General features: G+C 66.1%; 14 protein-coding genes and 1 pseudogene. 5 read left to right on the top strand and 10 right to left on the bottom strand.

The genetic code is table 11. The annotated features are described in order from the left end of the window. Nucleotides 1–209 (bottom strand): annotated as a pseudogene (locus QOC69_RS22355) (hypothetical protein); the annotation flags it as partial. A gap of 246 nt (nucleotides 210–455) precedes the next feature. Between QOC69_RS22355 and QOC69_RS22360 the strand changes: the two are divergent. The 3 genes from QOC69_RS22360 to QOC69_RS22370 all read left to right on the top strand — a co-directional run bounded on the left by QOC69_RS22360 (nucleotide 456) and on the right by QOC69_RS22370 (nucleotide 4,283). Next, nucleotides 456–950, top strand: coding sequence for a cupin domain-containing protein (locus QOC69_RS22360; RefSeq protein ID WP_526443665.1), 495 nt, complete (start codon nucleotides 456–458; stop codon nucleotides 948–950). 121 nt (nucleotides 951–1,071) lie between these two features. After that, nucleotides 1,072–1,920: an aldo/keto reductase gene (locus tag QOC69_RS22365; RefSeq protein ID WP_526443667.1), complete on the top strand. Its 849-nt coding sequence runs from the start codon at nucleotides 1,072–1,074 to the stop codon at nucleotides 1,918–1,920. A gap of 17 nt (nucleotides 1,921–1,937) precedes the next feature. After that, nucleotides 1,938–4,283: an FdhF/YdeP family oxidoreductase gene (locus tag QOC69_RS22370; RefSeq protein WP_526443669.1), complete on the top strand. Its 2,346-nt coding sequence runs from the start codon at nucleotides 1,938–1,940 to the stop codon at nucleotides 4,281–4,283. A gap of 13 nt (nucleotides 4,284–4,296) precedes the next feature. Here the strand turns inward: QOC69_RS22370 and QOC69_RS22375 are convergent, their stop codons facing one another. The 4 genes from QOC69_RS22375 to QOC69_RS22390 form a co-directional block, all read right to left on the bottom strand. Continuing rightward, a complete protein-coding gene (locus QOC69_RS22375) occupies nucleotides 4,297–5,382 on the bottom strand; it encodes a sulfite oxidase (protein ID WP_526443671.1) in 1,086 nt (361 codons plus the stop codon). A gap of 76 nt (nucleotides 5,383–5,458) precedes the next feature. After that, nucleotides 5,459–5,782 (bottom strand): DUF202 domain-containing protein, encoded by a 324-nt coding sequence (locus QOC69_RS22380; RefSeq protein ID WP_526443673.1) that lies wholly within the window; start codon nucleotides 5,780–5,782, stop codon nucleotides 5,459–5,461. After that, entirely contained in the window at nucleotides 5,779–6,171 is a 393-nt protein-coding gene (locus QOC69_RS22385; RefSeq protein ID WP_526443675.1) for a DUF202 domain-containing protein, read from the bottom strand. Before QOC69_RS22385 ends, QOC69_RS22380 begins: the two co-directional genes overlap by 4 nt. An 80-nt stretch (nucleotides 6,172–6,251) precedes the next feature. Further along, a complete protein-coding gene (locus QOC69_RS22390) occupies nucleotides 6,252–7,481 on the bottom strand; it encodes a S1C family serine protease (protein ID WP_526443677.1) in 1,230 nt (409 codons plus the stop codon). 248 nt (nucleotides 7,482–7,729) lie between these two features. On the opposite strand from QOC69_RS22390, the gene QOC69_RS22395 reads away from it, so the two are divergent. Next, nucleotides 7,730–9,322: a FadD7 family fatty acid--CoA ligase gene (locus QOC69_RS22395; protein WP_526443679.1), complete on the top strand. Its 1,593-nt coding sequence runs from the start codon at nucleotides 7,730–7,732 to the stop codon at nucleotides 9,320–9,322. A 16-nt stretch (nucleotides 9,323–9,338) separates the two neighbouring features. On the opposite strand, the gene QOC69_RS22400 is transcribed toward QOC69_RS22395, so the two are convergent. The 5 genes from QOC69_RS22400 to QOC69_RS22420 form a co-directional block, all read right to left on the bottom strand. Beyond that, on the bottom strand, nucleotides 9,339–10,271 hold the full coding sequence (locus QOC69_RS22400; protein WP_526443691.1) for a LysR family transcriptional regulator: 933 nt from the start codon (nucleotides 10,269–10,271) through the stop codon (nucleotides 9,339–9,341). Further along, entirely contained in the window at nucleotides 10,271–10,471 is a 201-nt protein-coding gene (locus tag QOC69_RS22405; RefSeq protein WP_526443681.1) for a hypothetical protein, read from the bottom strand. Before QOC69_RS22405 ends, QOC69_RS22400 begins: the two co-directional genes overlap by 1 nt. Next, nucleotides 10,468–11,235 carry a COG4280 domain-containing protein gene (locus QOC69_RS22410; protein ID WP_526443683.1) on the bottom strand — a complete coding sequence of 256 codons (768 nt, stop codon included), beginning with the start codon at nucleotides 11,233–11,235 and terminating at the stop codon, nucleotides 10,468–10,470. The genes QOC69_RS22405 and QOC69_RS22410 overlap by 4 nt, the downstream gene beginning before the upstream one ends. A 39-nt stretch (nucleotides 11,236–11,274) precedes the next feature. Continuing rightward, nucleotides 11,275–11,439 carry a hypothetical protein gene (locus QOC69_RS22415; protein ID WP_526443685.1) on the bottom strand — a complete coding sequence of 55 codons (165 nt, stop codon included), beginning with the start codon at nucleotides 11,437–11,439 and terminating at the stop codon, nucleotides 11,275–11,277. Between the two features lie 122 nt (nucleotides 11,440–11,561). Beyond that, nucleotides 11,562–11,990, bottom strand: coding sequence for a response regulator (locus tag QOC69_RS22420; RefSeq protein ID WP_526443687.1), 429 nt, complete (start codon nucleotides 11,988–11,990; stop codon nucleotides 11,562–11,564). 306 nt (nucleotides 11,991–12,296) lie between these two features. Between QOC69_RS22420 and QOC69_RS22425 the strand changes: the two genes are divergently transcribed. Further along, a partial coding sequence (locus tag QOC69_RS22425) for a GAF domain-containing protein (protein WP_526443689.1) occupies nucleotides 12,297–13,908 on the top strand: 1,612 nt, incomplete at its 3' end.

The raw sequence follows: 13,908 nt of genomic DNA on the forward strand, positions 1-13,908 counted from the left end.
TCGGTGATCCACTGCAGATCCGCCAGCGAGGCATGCAGATCGAGGGCGATGCGAGGATTGGCGATCGCCACCACTGACGCGTCCAGGCCCACCATGATCACGCCGATACAGACGCTGGCCAGGGTCCACCAGGGATTGGCCCGCATGCCGGTCGGCGCGGACGTCCGGTGCCTGCTGACGCCACCGCTATCGAGTTTGAGGGTGATCATGAATTCCAGGATGTCGGTGGCGCGACCAGCTGTCGTCGATGCTGGCGTCCATCGATGCCTTACCGCCAGCAACTAATCGAGGATTCCCGCTGGCGCATATGGCAAAGGGCCACTCAGGAGTCTCACGCTTGATCTGCGGCCAGATGGGGCGCAGTCTGAAGGGTACGAGCTGGTCTGTTTGGGCGGCGGCCGAGGCCATGCGTTGGAGGGTGTCCGATGGGTCACATGGATTTGGACAGACGCTCCTTGCTGGCCGCGCCACTCCTGTTGGCAGCGATCGCGCCGGGTCTCACCTACCCGGCCATCGCGCACGCCGACCCTCCCGATCCAAAAGAGACATTCGTACTACCGCTCGACAAGATGTCGTTCGAGGTATGGGGCAACTTGCCGCCGGGTAGCGGCGAAATGGCCACGCTCTATGGCGATCTCAATGAGCCCGGCCCTTATCTCGTAATGATGAGATGGAACCCTGGCTGGTTCAGTGCTCCCCACACGTATGCGACCGATCGGATTTGTGTCGTCGTGGGAGGCACGTGGTGGGTAAACAGTGGAGACGATTTCACGCCCGACGACGCGGCACCCGTTGGACCGGGCGGATATGTGAAACGTACCGCTCGAACTCCGCACTACGACGGCGTGCCGCACGGTCAAACCGATCCGGCCGTGATCGCCATCTTCGGGCTCGGCCCCGTTGACATTCAGTTGGTCGACCCGACAAAGCCGTCATGGCGGCAAGTGTGACCGGCGCCCACTTTGCTGCTAGCGGGGGTGCCCGCTGGATGTCACCGGTAACGACTGGGGCCCGCCGAACCACCATTGTGGAGGGCAAGGACCGAATGGCAACGACTCACTAGGAGAAACCATGAGCGACGTTCCCGCAATCGAACTGAACACGGGCGCGCGAATCCCACAGCTTGGCTTCGGCGTCTTCCAGATCCCGCCGAAGGAGACCGCCAAGGCGGTCAAGACGGCACTCGACATCGGCTACCGGCACATCGACACGGCAGAGATGTACGGAAACGAGAAGGAAGTCGGCCAGGGTGTGCGTGACGCCGGTCTGGACCGCGCCGATGTCTACATCACCAGCAAGCTCAACAACGGCTTCCACGAGCCCGACGACGCACGACGTGCGTTCGACGGAACACTCAGTGCGCTCGGATCCGACTACGTCGATCTGTTCCTGATCCATTGGCCGCTGCCGACTCTGTACGACGGAGACTTCGTCTCGACGTGGAATGTGCTGGAGGAGTTCGCAGCCGACGGACGCGCCCGGAGCATCGGAGTGTCCAACTTCCAGGTGGCACATCTCGAGCGACTGGCGAAGGAGTCCAGCACCGTCCCCGCAGCCAACCAGATCGAGGCCCATCCGTACTTCACCAACGACGCCGTCCGCGCCTACGGCAGGGAGCACGGCATCGCGACCGAGGCGTGGTCGCCGATCGCCCAGGGCAAGGTGCTCGACGACCCGGTGATCAAGAAAGTCGCCGATGTGGTCGGCAAGTCACCCGCACAGGTGGTGCTGCGCTGGCACATTCAGCGGGGCGACATCGTGTTTCCCAAGTCGGTGACACCGGAGCGGATGAAGGAGAACTTCGCGTTGTTCGACTTCGAACTGGACAGCTCCGACATGGACGCGATCACCGGGCTCGACAAGGGCGAAGCCGGCAGAACGGGTCCCAACCCCGACAAGTTCGACTACATCCCCAAGTAGCGACGAAGGGCACTCCGATGACAGGCGAGACGACACCCACCGCCGGTGGTCTCCTCGGCCAAGGCGAGCCTGGCCGTCCCGCGGTTGGTCGTGGGCCGAACACGGGCGGTGAGTACTCCCAGCAGGATTATCACCATCCCGCTGCCGGCTGGGGCGCGGCACGCAGCGTGGCGAAGGTCCTGGTGCAGAGCGGAGAGCTGGTTGCCGGGTCGCGGGCAATCCAGCGGATGAACCACGAGAACCGCGGTTTCGACTGCCCGGGATGTGCCTGGCCGGATGACACCAAGGGTCTGCACCTGGACATCTGCGAGAACGGCATCAAGCACGTCACCTGGGAGATGACCCGCAAGCGGGTGGACCGGGACTTCTTCGCGAGTCACACGGTGACCGAGCTGTCGGGGTGGACCGATTTCGCGCTGGAGGACCAGGGCCGACTGACCGAACCGATGGTCTATGACGCCGGTTCGGACAAGTACGTGCCGATCTCCTGGCCGGCGGCCTTCGAGGTGGTGGGCTCCACGCTGCGCGGGTTGGACAGCCCGAATCAGGCGTCGTTCTACACGTCGGGCCGGCTCAGCAACGAGGCGACGTTTCTGTATCAGCTGTGGGCGCGCGAGTTCGGCACCAACAACCTGCCGGACTGCTCGAACATGTGCCACGAGGCCAGCGGCCGAGCGATGACGGCGTCGTTGGGGACGGGCAAGGGCACCTGCGATCTGGACGATTGGGAGAAGGCAGACCTGCTGCTGGTGATGGGAGTCAATGCCGCATCGAACGCGCCGCGGATGCTGACCTCACTCGCCGAGGCCTATCGCCGGGGGGCGCAGGTCGTGCACGTCAACCCGTTGATCGAGGCTGCTAGTCGGCGCACCATCGTGCCGCACGAGATCCTCGCGATGGCTGCGTTTCATGCCACCAAGGTCGGCACCATGGACGTTCAGCCCCGCGTCGGTGGGGACCTGGCTCTGTTGCGCGGGGTCGCGAAGGTCGTTCTCGAGCGGGCGAAGACCGATGCCAAGGCCATCGATCACGAGTTCGTGGCGCGCTTCACGACCGGCTTCGACGACTACCGGTCGCTGGTCGAGGAGACCGACTGGGCTGACATCGTGCACCAGTCGGGTGTCGACGAGGATGCGATCCGGCGCCTGGCCGAGGTCTATTTGGGGGCCGACCGCACGGTCGTCGCCTGGTGTCTTGGATTGACCCAGCAGGAACACGGGGTCGACACGGTCCGCGAAATCGTGAATCTTCTTCTGTTGCGCGGCAATATCGGCCGCGAGGGGGCGGGCCCCTCACCGGTGCGCGGCCACAGTAACGTCCAGGGCAACCGCACCTGCGGGATCGATCACCGGCCGCCCAAAAAGCTACTCGACCGGCTGGAAGAGGTCTGCTCGATAACCCCACCACGTGAGCACGGGCTGGACACAATCGGCACCATCAAGGCGATGCTCGACGGCGACGTGAAGGTGTTCGTCAGCATGGGCGGCAATTTCAGCCTGGCCACGCCGGACACCGCGGCGACGTTCGCCGCGCTGAGCAACTGCGAGCTCACCGTTCAGGTCAGTACCAAACTCAACCGCAGCCATCTGGTACATGGCCGCAAGGCGCTGATTCTGCCGTGCCTGGGGCGGACCGAGAAGGACGTCCAGCGCTCTGGCGAGCAGGGCGTCACGGTCGAGGACGCGATGAGTATGGTGCACTTGTCATTTGGAATGAAGAAGCCTGCTTCGGCGCAGCTGAAGTCCGAGTGCGCGATCCTTTCCGGCATGGCCCGGGCAACCCTCCCGGCCTCCGCCACGCCGTGGGAGTTCTACATCGAGGACTACGACCGGATCCGCGACGTGATGGCCAAGGTCCTCGACGGCTTCGAGGACTTCAACAGCCGAGTACGACTCCCACTGGGGTTCCGGATTCGTCAGCCCGCGCGCGAGCGCGTCTTTCTCACCCCGTCTGAAAGGGCGGAGTTCTCTGCCGCACCAATGCCGGACGTCGTGCCGCCGCCGGGACGGTTGACGCTGAGCACCGTGCGGTCCCACGACCAGTGGAACACCACCATCTACTCCGACAACGACCGGTACCGCGGCCTGAAGAACCTGCGCACCGCTCTGTTCATGAGTGCCGAAGACATGCGCGACCGCGGACTGGAGGAATTCGACCTCATCGACATCACCAGCTTCGCCCGCGACGGCAGCACCCGATCGGTATACGGGTACCGTGCCGTGGCCTATAACACCCCGCGCGGCAGCGTATTCGGCTACATGCCCGAGTTGAACGTATTGTGCGCGATCGCCGACCACAGCCAGCAGAGTGGCCAACCACTGACCAAACAGATCATCGTGGAGGTCACGCCGGCCGCCGTGTAGCCCTGCCCGCGCGTCATCCCGCAGACACGTTGATGTGGGCCCAGGCGTTGTTGCCGTATCCCCGCGGATTCCACAGCGGAGCAGGCGATTCTGGCTGTGTCACGCCGGTGTCGTCCCAGGCCCGGGCGGTCAGACTCATTGGTCCCTGCTGGGCCTCCACGGTCAGCGACCACAGCCGCCATGCCCACCGGCTGGTCGCGGCTTGCAGGTCGGCTTGACGCCACGTGTTACCCCCGTCGAGGGACACATCGACGCGGCCGATACCGCGGCCGTCGCCGGCCAGTGCCCAGCCGCGGATGGTCAGCGGGCCGGCAGGAATCTCCTCGTCATCGCCGGGGCACAGGATGTCGCAGTTGAGCGGCAGCGACGACAACGAAATGCCCTCGCCCGGCGCCGTCGTGTCTGGGTCTGCCTCGGGCGGGAGGATGCGATAGTCGAGGGCCTGGAAGTAGTTCTCCGACGGAACTGGCTGCACCCTGATGGCTGTCACCCACTTGACGCTGCGCGCCCCGATGTATCCCGGCACGACCACCCGCACCGGGCCACCGTGGACACGCGGTAGCGGTTCGGAATTCATCTCCCAGGCCAGCAGCACTTCCTCCGACATCGCCTTGCTCAAGGGGATCGAGCTGCCGTAGGGCTGGACGGGGACGGCCTCCGGCGCCACGTCAGGGGCGCTGAACGCAGCGTGCAAGCCGTCATGGTGCTGAACGCCTGCAGCGTCGAGGACGTCTGCCAGCCTGGCTCCCCGCCATTCGGCGGTCGAGATCGCCCCGTGTGCCCAGGGATCCTTGCCGGGTATCGGCCGCACCGCCAGCAGTTCCGCTCGCCGGTTACCGGCGCAGGCCAGGGTCGCAACCACCGAATGGGCAGCGAACTCGCTGGTTAGTTCGTGGTAGGTCAAGGCGAGCGGCTTGCCTACCATGCCGTCGACCCTCAGGAGCCAGTCACCGGGCGCGACGTCGGGAAAGGGACCGTGATTGCGGCTGTAAAAGGTGTCCACCGCGGTGATCTCACCACCGGCCAACGCCGCGGCCGGCGGCTCAGCGTTGAACGGCAACCGGCCGCGCACGGTCATATCGGGACGCTTACCCCACATCGGTTTCCGCCTTCGGTCAGCTGCAACAACGGTAGTTGGGCTTATTCGCACGCGACACCCTAAGAATCGCCATTCGTCAAATGAGTAGGGCGACGGCCGCAACGAGGATCAGGACGAGCACCGAGATCCCCACCAGGTACACCTCGCGGCGCGGCGTGATCCGTTGGGGGAGTGGATGATGGGCACGTGTCCGTTGGCGTTGCTTACCGATCAGACAGGTGATCGACGCGAGGGTGACGGCGAGCCCAACTGCGAAGAGACGGACCGATCCGTTGTAGCCGTGAAAGCTTCTCACCATGAGTAGTGCGCCATTGGCCAGGACTGCGAGCAACGTTCGGGTCCAGGCCAAGGCGGTTCGTTCCGGCGCTCGTCCGCCATCCCGCGGCCCGAAGGTGGTCAACCGGCACCCGCCTTGCTGATCACCAACGCTAGCGTGAGCAGCCCGATCACGATGAGTCCTGCTCCTAGATATGCAGGTGTCGGCCGGCGGGGCAATGGCGTGCCGCGGCGCATGGCGCGATCAACCTGCTGCCACCGGAGCACCCCGACAGCAGCGGTAGCGGTTGCCAGCACCGCGAGCAAGACGCCGAGGACCTGGCGCGTCCCTGGCATCGTCGTCTCAGGGACGAGATGGACCACCGCAACCGCTGCGGCCAGCAGCCCGAGTGCCGTGCGCTGCCAGGCAAGGAATGTCCGCTCGTTGGCGAGGGTGAACCGGTAATCGGGCTCGAATTCTGAATCGCCGTCCGGGCCGCGCTCGCTGCACCTGCCCACTTCGTCAACTGTCACTGGACACCTCGGACGCCACCCATCCCCCGGCCGTCGTCAAGCGCGATGTGAATGGCCTCCCGCCGAGGCTCATCGGCTTCTTACGACTGCTCACCGTGATCCGCACCGAGCATGACGTGGGCGGTCCGGGTTACACCCAGGGAGTCGCGATAGTCGACGGTGACGGTGTCGCCGGGCGCCTTCGTTTGCACTGCCGCAACCAATGCGTCGGCGTTGTCGATCACTTGGTGGTCGACCTTCGTCACCACCGAGCCGGGGGACAGGCCTGCCGCCGCGGCAGGGCCGCCGCTGGTGACTCCGACGATCGGGGCGCCGTGGATGCTCGCGTCGGTACTCATTTCCACGCCCAACGACCCGTGCGACGCCTTGCCGGTGGCTATCAGTTCGCCGGCGATGCGCTTGGCCTCATCGACGGGAATCGCGAAACCAAGGCCGATCGAGCCGCTTTGTGTGCCAGGCGAATTGCCCATTGACGCGATCGCCGAGTTCATCCCGACAAGCTGGCCATTCGCATTGACCAGCGCTCCGCCCGAGTTTCCGGGGTTGATCGGTGCGTCGGTTTGAATGGCGTCGATCTGTGTTGGTTGATTCCCTGAGCCGGCTTCCACAGTGGACACCGGGCGGTCGAGCGCGCTGACGATGCCCGTAGTGACCGTGCTGTCCAATCCCAGCGGGGATCCGACCGCCACCACGTGCTGCCCCACGCGAAGATCGCCCGACGATCCCATCGCGATGGGCGTCAACCCAGAGATCCCCTGCGCCTGCACCACTGCGATGTCGCTCGTTGGATCGGTGGCGACCACGGTGAAGGGCGCGGTGCGGCCGTCGGCGAACATCACCACGGTGTGCGCTGGGGGCGGGCCCGCCGCGGCGGCGTTGTCTGCGGCCGACACCTCGTGATTGGCGGCCGACACCACGTGGTTATTCGTCATGATCAGCCCATCGGCGGTCAAGATGATGCCCGAACCCTGTTCGCTCTCGTTGCCAAGATCGGTCTGCAGCTGCACCACGCTGGGCACGACCTTTGCGGCGACCTGCTCGATCGAGCTCGTGGAGACGCTGGCGGCCGGGAGCGGCGCGGCGGCCGTGGCGGTCGCCATCATGCCGAGTGTGGACAGGTATGGCGGCACGGCCACGGCGGCGAATCCGCCGATGGATGCAGACGTCACCGCCACCGCCAGCCCAGCGACCACCAACGGCCAACGGCGAGAAGGCGTGTGCTGCATCCGATGTGCCGGGTACGCCCGGTCGATCTCAACGGGAGCGTAGGCTGCATCGCGGTGGGGCTCGTGGGACGGGAACGTGACCATGGTTCCTAGAATCGCGTTCTCGCAGTCAGATGTCTTTAACGCTGACGTCCGCAACCCCATGCAGCTAGCACCAAAGCCGCCCTACCGGCCAGCTGCCATAGACCTGCCGTCGCTCTGGCCTCACACTCTGAGACAGTCGATAGAAGCTGGTTATCGGGCGTTCGTCAGCCGGTATTGGACGTGGCCGCTGTGCCGTACCAGTCTTGGAGATGGCGACCGTGCCAACTGAGTGAGAGGAGGTGGTGGTCATGGGTGCACCCTTCGAGGCATCCGTTCGCGACGCGAATCCGTATCTGCCGCCGGCGATCACAGGACTGGTCGATCTGCTCGATCGCCACGTGCGCGATCGTCCGGAAGCCCCGGCCCTCGTCGTCACCGGGGATCGGGCGACTGTGTCCTACGGGGCCCTTGCCGCGTTGGTCGAGGACCTGGCCGCCCGTCTGGGCAGCACGGGGCTGCGCGGAGGTGACGCGGTTGGCCTCATCTGTGCCAACACCATCGAGTTCGTCGTCGCGCTGTTGGGGGCGGCATCCGCCGGGTTGGTGGTCGCCCCGTTGGATCCCACCTTGCCCGAGTCACAGATGTCCGCCCGGCTGGAGAGGCTTGGCGCGCAGGCGGTACTCGTCGGCCCAACCTCGGAAGGCGACGCGCCCGTAGCGGGGTTCGGCCTTCCCGCATGGCAAGTCCGAGTGGACATCGCCACACGCACGGAGGCGACGGTCGTGATCGAAACCGGCACGGGTCTGGTGCGGCACGTCCGGGGCGCGGCGCAGAAGCTTACGCATGACGACGCCCTCGTGCTGTTCACCTCGGGAACTACGAACAACGCCAAAATGGTTCCGCTCACGCACGCCAACGTCGCCGCGTCCGTGCAGAGCATCTGCGGGAGCTACGAGCTGGGACCCGACGACGCCACAGTCGCCGTCATGCCGTTGTTTCACGGTCATGGGTTGCTCGCGGTGCTGCTGGCCTCCCTGGCCAGCGGGGGATGCGTGCTGCTGCCCGAGCGGGGACGGTTCTCGGCCCGCACGTTCTGGGGTGACATGCGTGCGGTGGCCGCCACGTGGTTCACCGCAGTTCCCACCATCCACGAGATCCTGCTGCAGCGCTCAGCGCGTGAGTACCCGGGCCCGCAGGTCGTGCCGTTGAGGTTCGTGCGCAGCTGCAGCGCTCCACTCAACGTGATCACCGCCCAGGCGGTGGAGCGTACCTTTGGCGCGCCGGTGTTGTCCGCGTACGGGATGACCGAGACTGCGCACCAGGCGACCAGCCAACCGCTGCCGCAGCGCGCGCCCGTCAAGCAGGGATCGGTCGGCCGGGCCACCGGAGTGAGCCTTCGCGTCGTCGACCACGACGGGCACACCTGCCCAGCCGGCATCGAGGGCGAGGTGTGGGTGCATGGCCCGACCGTGGCCCGCGGTTACCTCGACAACCCAACCGCGACGGCGCAGAACTTTCTGGACCGGTGGTTCCGCACGGGTGACCTGGGCTCACTGGACTCCGACGGGTACCTGTCTCTGACCGGGCGCATCAAGAACATCATCAACCGCGGTGGCGAGAAGATCTCGCCCGAGCACGTCGAGGCCGTTCTCGGCGGGTGTCGAGGCGTCACCGAGGCAGCCGTGTTCGCCATCCCAGACGCGACCTACGGGGAACGCGTCGGCGCGGCCATCGTCGTCGGCGAGGCCGAGAATGTCGGTCCCGAGCAGATCCTGCAATCCTGCCGTGGCCAGCTAGCTCCCTTCGAGGTACCCGACAGTCTGGAAGTCGTTGCTGCCCTGCCGCATACGGCCAAGGGCGCACTCGACCGGCGCGCGGTGGAGCACCTATACGCGCACTGACCTGCCGGGGGACAGTTCACCTGACGGCGGGCTCGTTCGGCAGAGGCTGGTCGAAGAACTCGTCAAGGGACAGACCCCGCGCCGTGGTCACGAACGCCCGAGCCACAACCGAACCTGGGGTGGCTGCGTGCATCGCCACCGAAACCTGTGCCCTTGCTTGCGGTTCCACCAGGTGGACGACTCTCGTTCGGCCGACCACCGGCATTGCGCGCAACCAGGTGTGCGGCACGATGGTCGCCCAGGCTCCCACTCCCACTTGGGCATATAGCGACGCGACTGAGTCGGTCTCCACCTGCGGCGTCACCGATGTCCCGCTTTCTGCGAACGCCTTGTCGATGACTCGGCGAATCCGCATGTCCGGCGTGAGCAGTGCCAACGGCAACTGGGCGGCGTCGGCCCAAGTCATGACGTTGGCCGGGGGCGTCAGGTGGTCTCCGGCGACCAGCACGACGTATTTCTCCTCGTACAGCGGCACCACGTGCAACCCGAGCCGGTCTTCGGGCTCGAAGTGGGCGATCGCGACGTCCAGCTCGAAGTCGCGCAGCTGGCGGGACAGTTCCGTGGTCGACAATCGGGTTTCGGCGCGCACCTTGGCAAGCGGGTGCGCCGCGCAGAATGCAGCCACCGGAAGGGCGACTGTGGTGGATGCCGTGGGTTCCGACCCCAGCCGCAGCGTCCCGGTGATACCCGACTGGACGGCGGCCACCTCCGCTTTGAACGCCTGCTGCTCGGCGAGGATTCGCTTGGCCCACATGACAAGCCGTTCGCCCTCGGGTGTCAGACCCTCGTAGTTGTGCCCGCGGTTGATCAACGTGACGTTGAGTTCGCGTTCGAGTTTGGCGATCGACGCCGAGAGCGCGGGTTGCGATACGTAACAGGCTTCCGCGGCCCGGGCGAAGTGTCGCTCCCGTGCCACCGCGACGAAGTACTCCAGTTGACGAAACATCATCAGCGACGGGCCGCCCGCCACAGGGTCACGGGAAGGATGATGGCCACCGCGGCAGGCAGGATCGGCCACGCCGGAATCGACGTCGTGCTGACCGCGTAGGTCAGCGCCAGCGCGACGATGACGGCGACCGCCACGCGCCAGTCATCCCCGACGACGAAGTCGTACCAGAATCGCAGGAATGCCCTCAGTCGACCGGTCACGACGACCCCGCCCCGGCGGCCTTTGCGCTGACGGCCCCGGCGGCAGCGCGGCGCAGAACGGCCACCAGGGCGAGCGCGAACAGCGCGACGGCGGGAACCAGGACGAGCAACGCGGCGTCGGCGCCGGGCCACGTCGCGCCGGCACCCTCGGCGCCCCAGAAGATTCCGAACGACGTGAGCATGATTCCGACGACGAACTTCATGCTGTTCTCGGGAACACGGGCCAGCGGCGCGCGCAGGGCGATCCCGGCGAGTGCGACCACCACCACCGCGGACAGCGCAGCGATGGCCGCCAGTGGAATGTTGCGCTGATTGGCACCGAAGGTCAGCGCGATGAACGCAACCTCGAGGCCTTCGAGTAGCACCCCCTTGAACGACAGGGTGAAGGAGTACCAGTCTTTGACTACGCCTCGGCGATGAGTCGGGGCGGCCTCGACGGCAGCCAGTTCGGCGCGATAGATCGCGGCCTCGTCGTGCATGGCCTTGAGGCCGCTGGCCCGAAGGACGGCCTTGCGCAGCCACTGCAGACCAAAGATCAGCAGCAGGCCACCCACGACCAGGCGCAAGGCCTCCAGCGGTATGGCGGTCAGCGCCGGACCCAGCGCGGCGACGATGGCTATGAGGACCGCAAGGGCGCTACCCACGCCGAGGAACGCCGAACGCCAGTCACGACCGAATCCGGCGGCCAGCACGATGGTCAATGCCTCGACCGCCTCGACCGCGCACGCCAGGAATACCGCGACGAACAACGCACTGCTGTTCACGGGTCACCTCTCAATCGGCGTGGCGGCGTCCTTCCAGTATTACCGGTCGTGTTGATCGGCTGCGGTCACGGCCGGGCCGGCCTGCGCGGGCCACGGACGGCCGACAGGCGTCGGCCATTCGTCGTCCACCTCGGGCACAGTGAGGAGGCTGCGGTCGAGGGCGTCAGCGATCCACATCAGTAGTCGCTCGAGGAGCTTGCTCATCTTCGCTTCCCTCCGTCGGGGTTGATTCCGCATGATGATTTAGAATTGCGGTCCTTGGCGTCCATGTCGTCAACGCTGACGGCCATCTAGGCCTCCCGCTAGCCTCACTCCGGACGTACCCGTTAGCTGCAAGTGTCCCGATCCTCGGAGTTTGGGGTGGAGCTAGACTCGTCGGACGCCGGCGACGACGATTGCCGGGTGTCAGTGGTCGTCACCCACCTCGACGCCGTCGCCGCATCGACGAGATCGCGGATCGCATCAGGCGTCAAGGCGATCTTGCTCAGGAAACCGATGGCCGGGCTCGTCGCGATCATGTCGGCGAAGTCTTGCTCGGCATGGGTGGAAATCATTATCACTGGTGATGGTCCCGGCAACCCGGATCGGTGCAGTTGCTCAGCGAGTTCGAACCCGTTCTCCCTACCGAGGTGGACGTCGACCAGCGTCACGTCGGGTCGTAGCTCCTCGAGGCATCGAAGAGCCTCGGCGCTGGTCGACGCCACGCCGACTACCGTGATGCGGTCGTGCTCAAGGAGGCCGCGCGCTGCGTTCACGAAATCCGTGCTGTCGTCAACGATTAGGCAGCGCACTGTGCACCAATCAATACCATGAGGTCAGCTTGGCGCTACGCGGCGCAATGCGCATGCCCGCTAGCCGGAAGCGTGCTCTAAACGACGCGCACGCTCCCGTGTTCCGATGTCAATCATCCCCAAGATGGCCGGTCCGCATGAACTCCTGCTAGCGGGGCAGTGTCAGATCGCCTCGAACGTTGAGCCGCACGCGTTTGCTCGCGGGACACCCCTCCCTCGCAGTGCGTCCCGTCTTTCGCACCGGGAACAATGGGGTCAGACTAGGTTGCTATGGATCAGGGTGGCCGGCCGGTCGACGACGAGTTGGTCGGGCTCTTCGATCTTTCGCATGACGCGTTCTGCATCGCGGGGTTCGACGGCTACCTCAAGCGCGCCAACCCGGCGTTCGCCCGCAGCCTCGGGTACACCCTTGACGAGCTGCTGGCCAGGCCCTTCATGGCCAACGTCTACCCCGATGATCTCGAATCGGTGGAGGCAGTCCTGGCCGACCTGGCCGCCGGTAACGACATCGTCGGATTCGAGTGTCGCGAAGTGTGTGCCGACGGTTCGGTGCGCTGGTTCGAGTGGACCACGAGCAGCCGGCCGGAAGCGGGCATCGTGTACGGGGTGGCCCGCGACGTCACGGACCGCCGGATGGCCAACGACGAATTGAGCGCTCTGCGCCGCGTTGCCACCCTCGTTGCGGAGGAAGCGGAGCCTCGCGACCTGTTCGCTCTAGTCGCCGCGGAGGTCGCCCGCGTCGTCAATGTCCCGCGGGTGAGCGTCGCGCGCTACGAACTCGACGGCACGGCAACGGACTGCGCCAGCTTCCCGCCCGGCGCCCCGACATCTTCGGTCGGCAAGCGGTGGTCATTGGACGGCACGAGTGCGCTACGGCTGGTGCGGACGGCCTCGAAGGCGTCTCGCATCGATGACTATTCACAGCTGGACGGTCAGCTCGCGGCTACCGTCCGTCGCATCGGGATTCGTTCGACGGTCGGCGTCCCGATCGCTGTGGCGGGACGCCTGTGGGGAGCGATGATGGTGTCCACCACGGCGCCGGACCCGCTGCCCGGCGACACCGAGGCTCGTCTGGCCAATTTCACCGGGCTGCTCGCAACCGCCATCGGTAATGCCGAGTCACGCGAGGCCCTCGGACGGCTCGCCGACGGGCAGGCGGCACTGCGGCGGGTGGCGACACTCGTCGCGAGGGGGGTTAACCCGTCACAGGTGTTCTCGGCGGTGGCCACGGAGCTGGCACGAGTCCTCGATGTGCAGAATGCGGCTGTTTGGCGTTACGAGCCCGATGGGGCGGCCACACTCCTGGCTGCACACGACACTCCGGCCGCGAAGAAGATGCCGGTCGGCATGCGCTTCACGCTCGAAGGCGACAACGTCGCGGCCATGGTGTTGCGTACGGGCGCCGCCGCCAGGATGGATAGCCACGACCATGCCGCCGGATCCGCTGCTGCGCAGATCCGTGAGCTGGACCTCGAAGGCGGTGTCGGGGCACCGATCGTCGTGGGTGGGCGCCTGTGGGGTGCAGCCATCGTCGGCACGTCGCGGCCCGAACCACTGCCACCCGACACCGAGGCACGAATCGCCGACTTCGCCGATCTGGTCGCGACCGCAATCGGCAATGCCGCCACCCGCGCGGACTTGCAGGCGAGCCGCGACGAGCTGAGTATGCTCGCCGAGCAGCAGGCCGCGTTGCGGCGGGTCGCAACACTGGTCGCGCGCGGGGTCAGCCCGTCGGAGGTGTTCTCCGCAGTGGCCGACGAGATGGCCCGATGTCTGCATGCGGCCAACGCGACGGTGAGCAGCTTTGACGGTGACACGGTGACCATTGTCGCCGTGGCTGCCCTCACGCCCGGGTTCAAGCGCGCGCCGTTCGTCGGTGCAC

Source organism: Mycobacterium sp. (assembly GCF_032162105.1).
Classification (GTDB): Bacteria; Actinomycetota; Actinomycetes; order Mycobacteriales; family Mycobacteriaceae; genus Mycobacterium.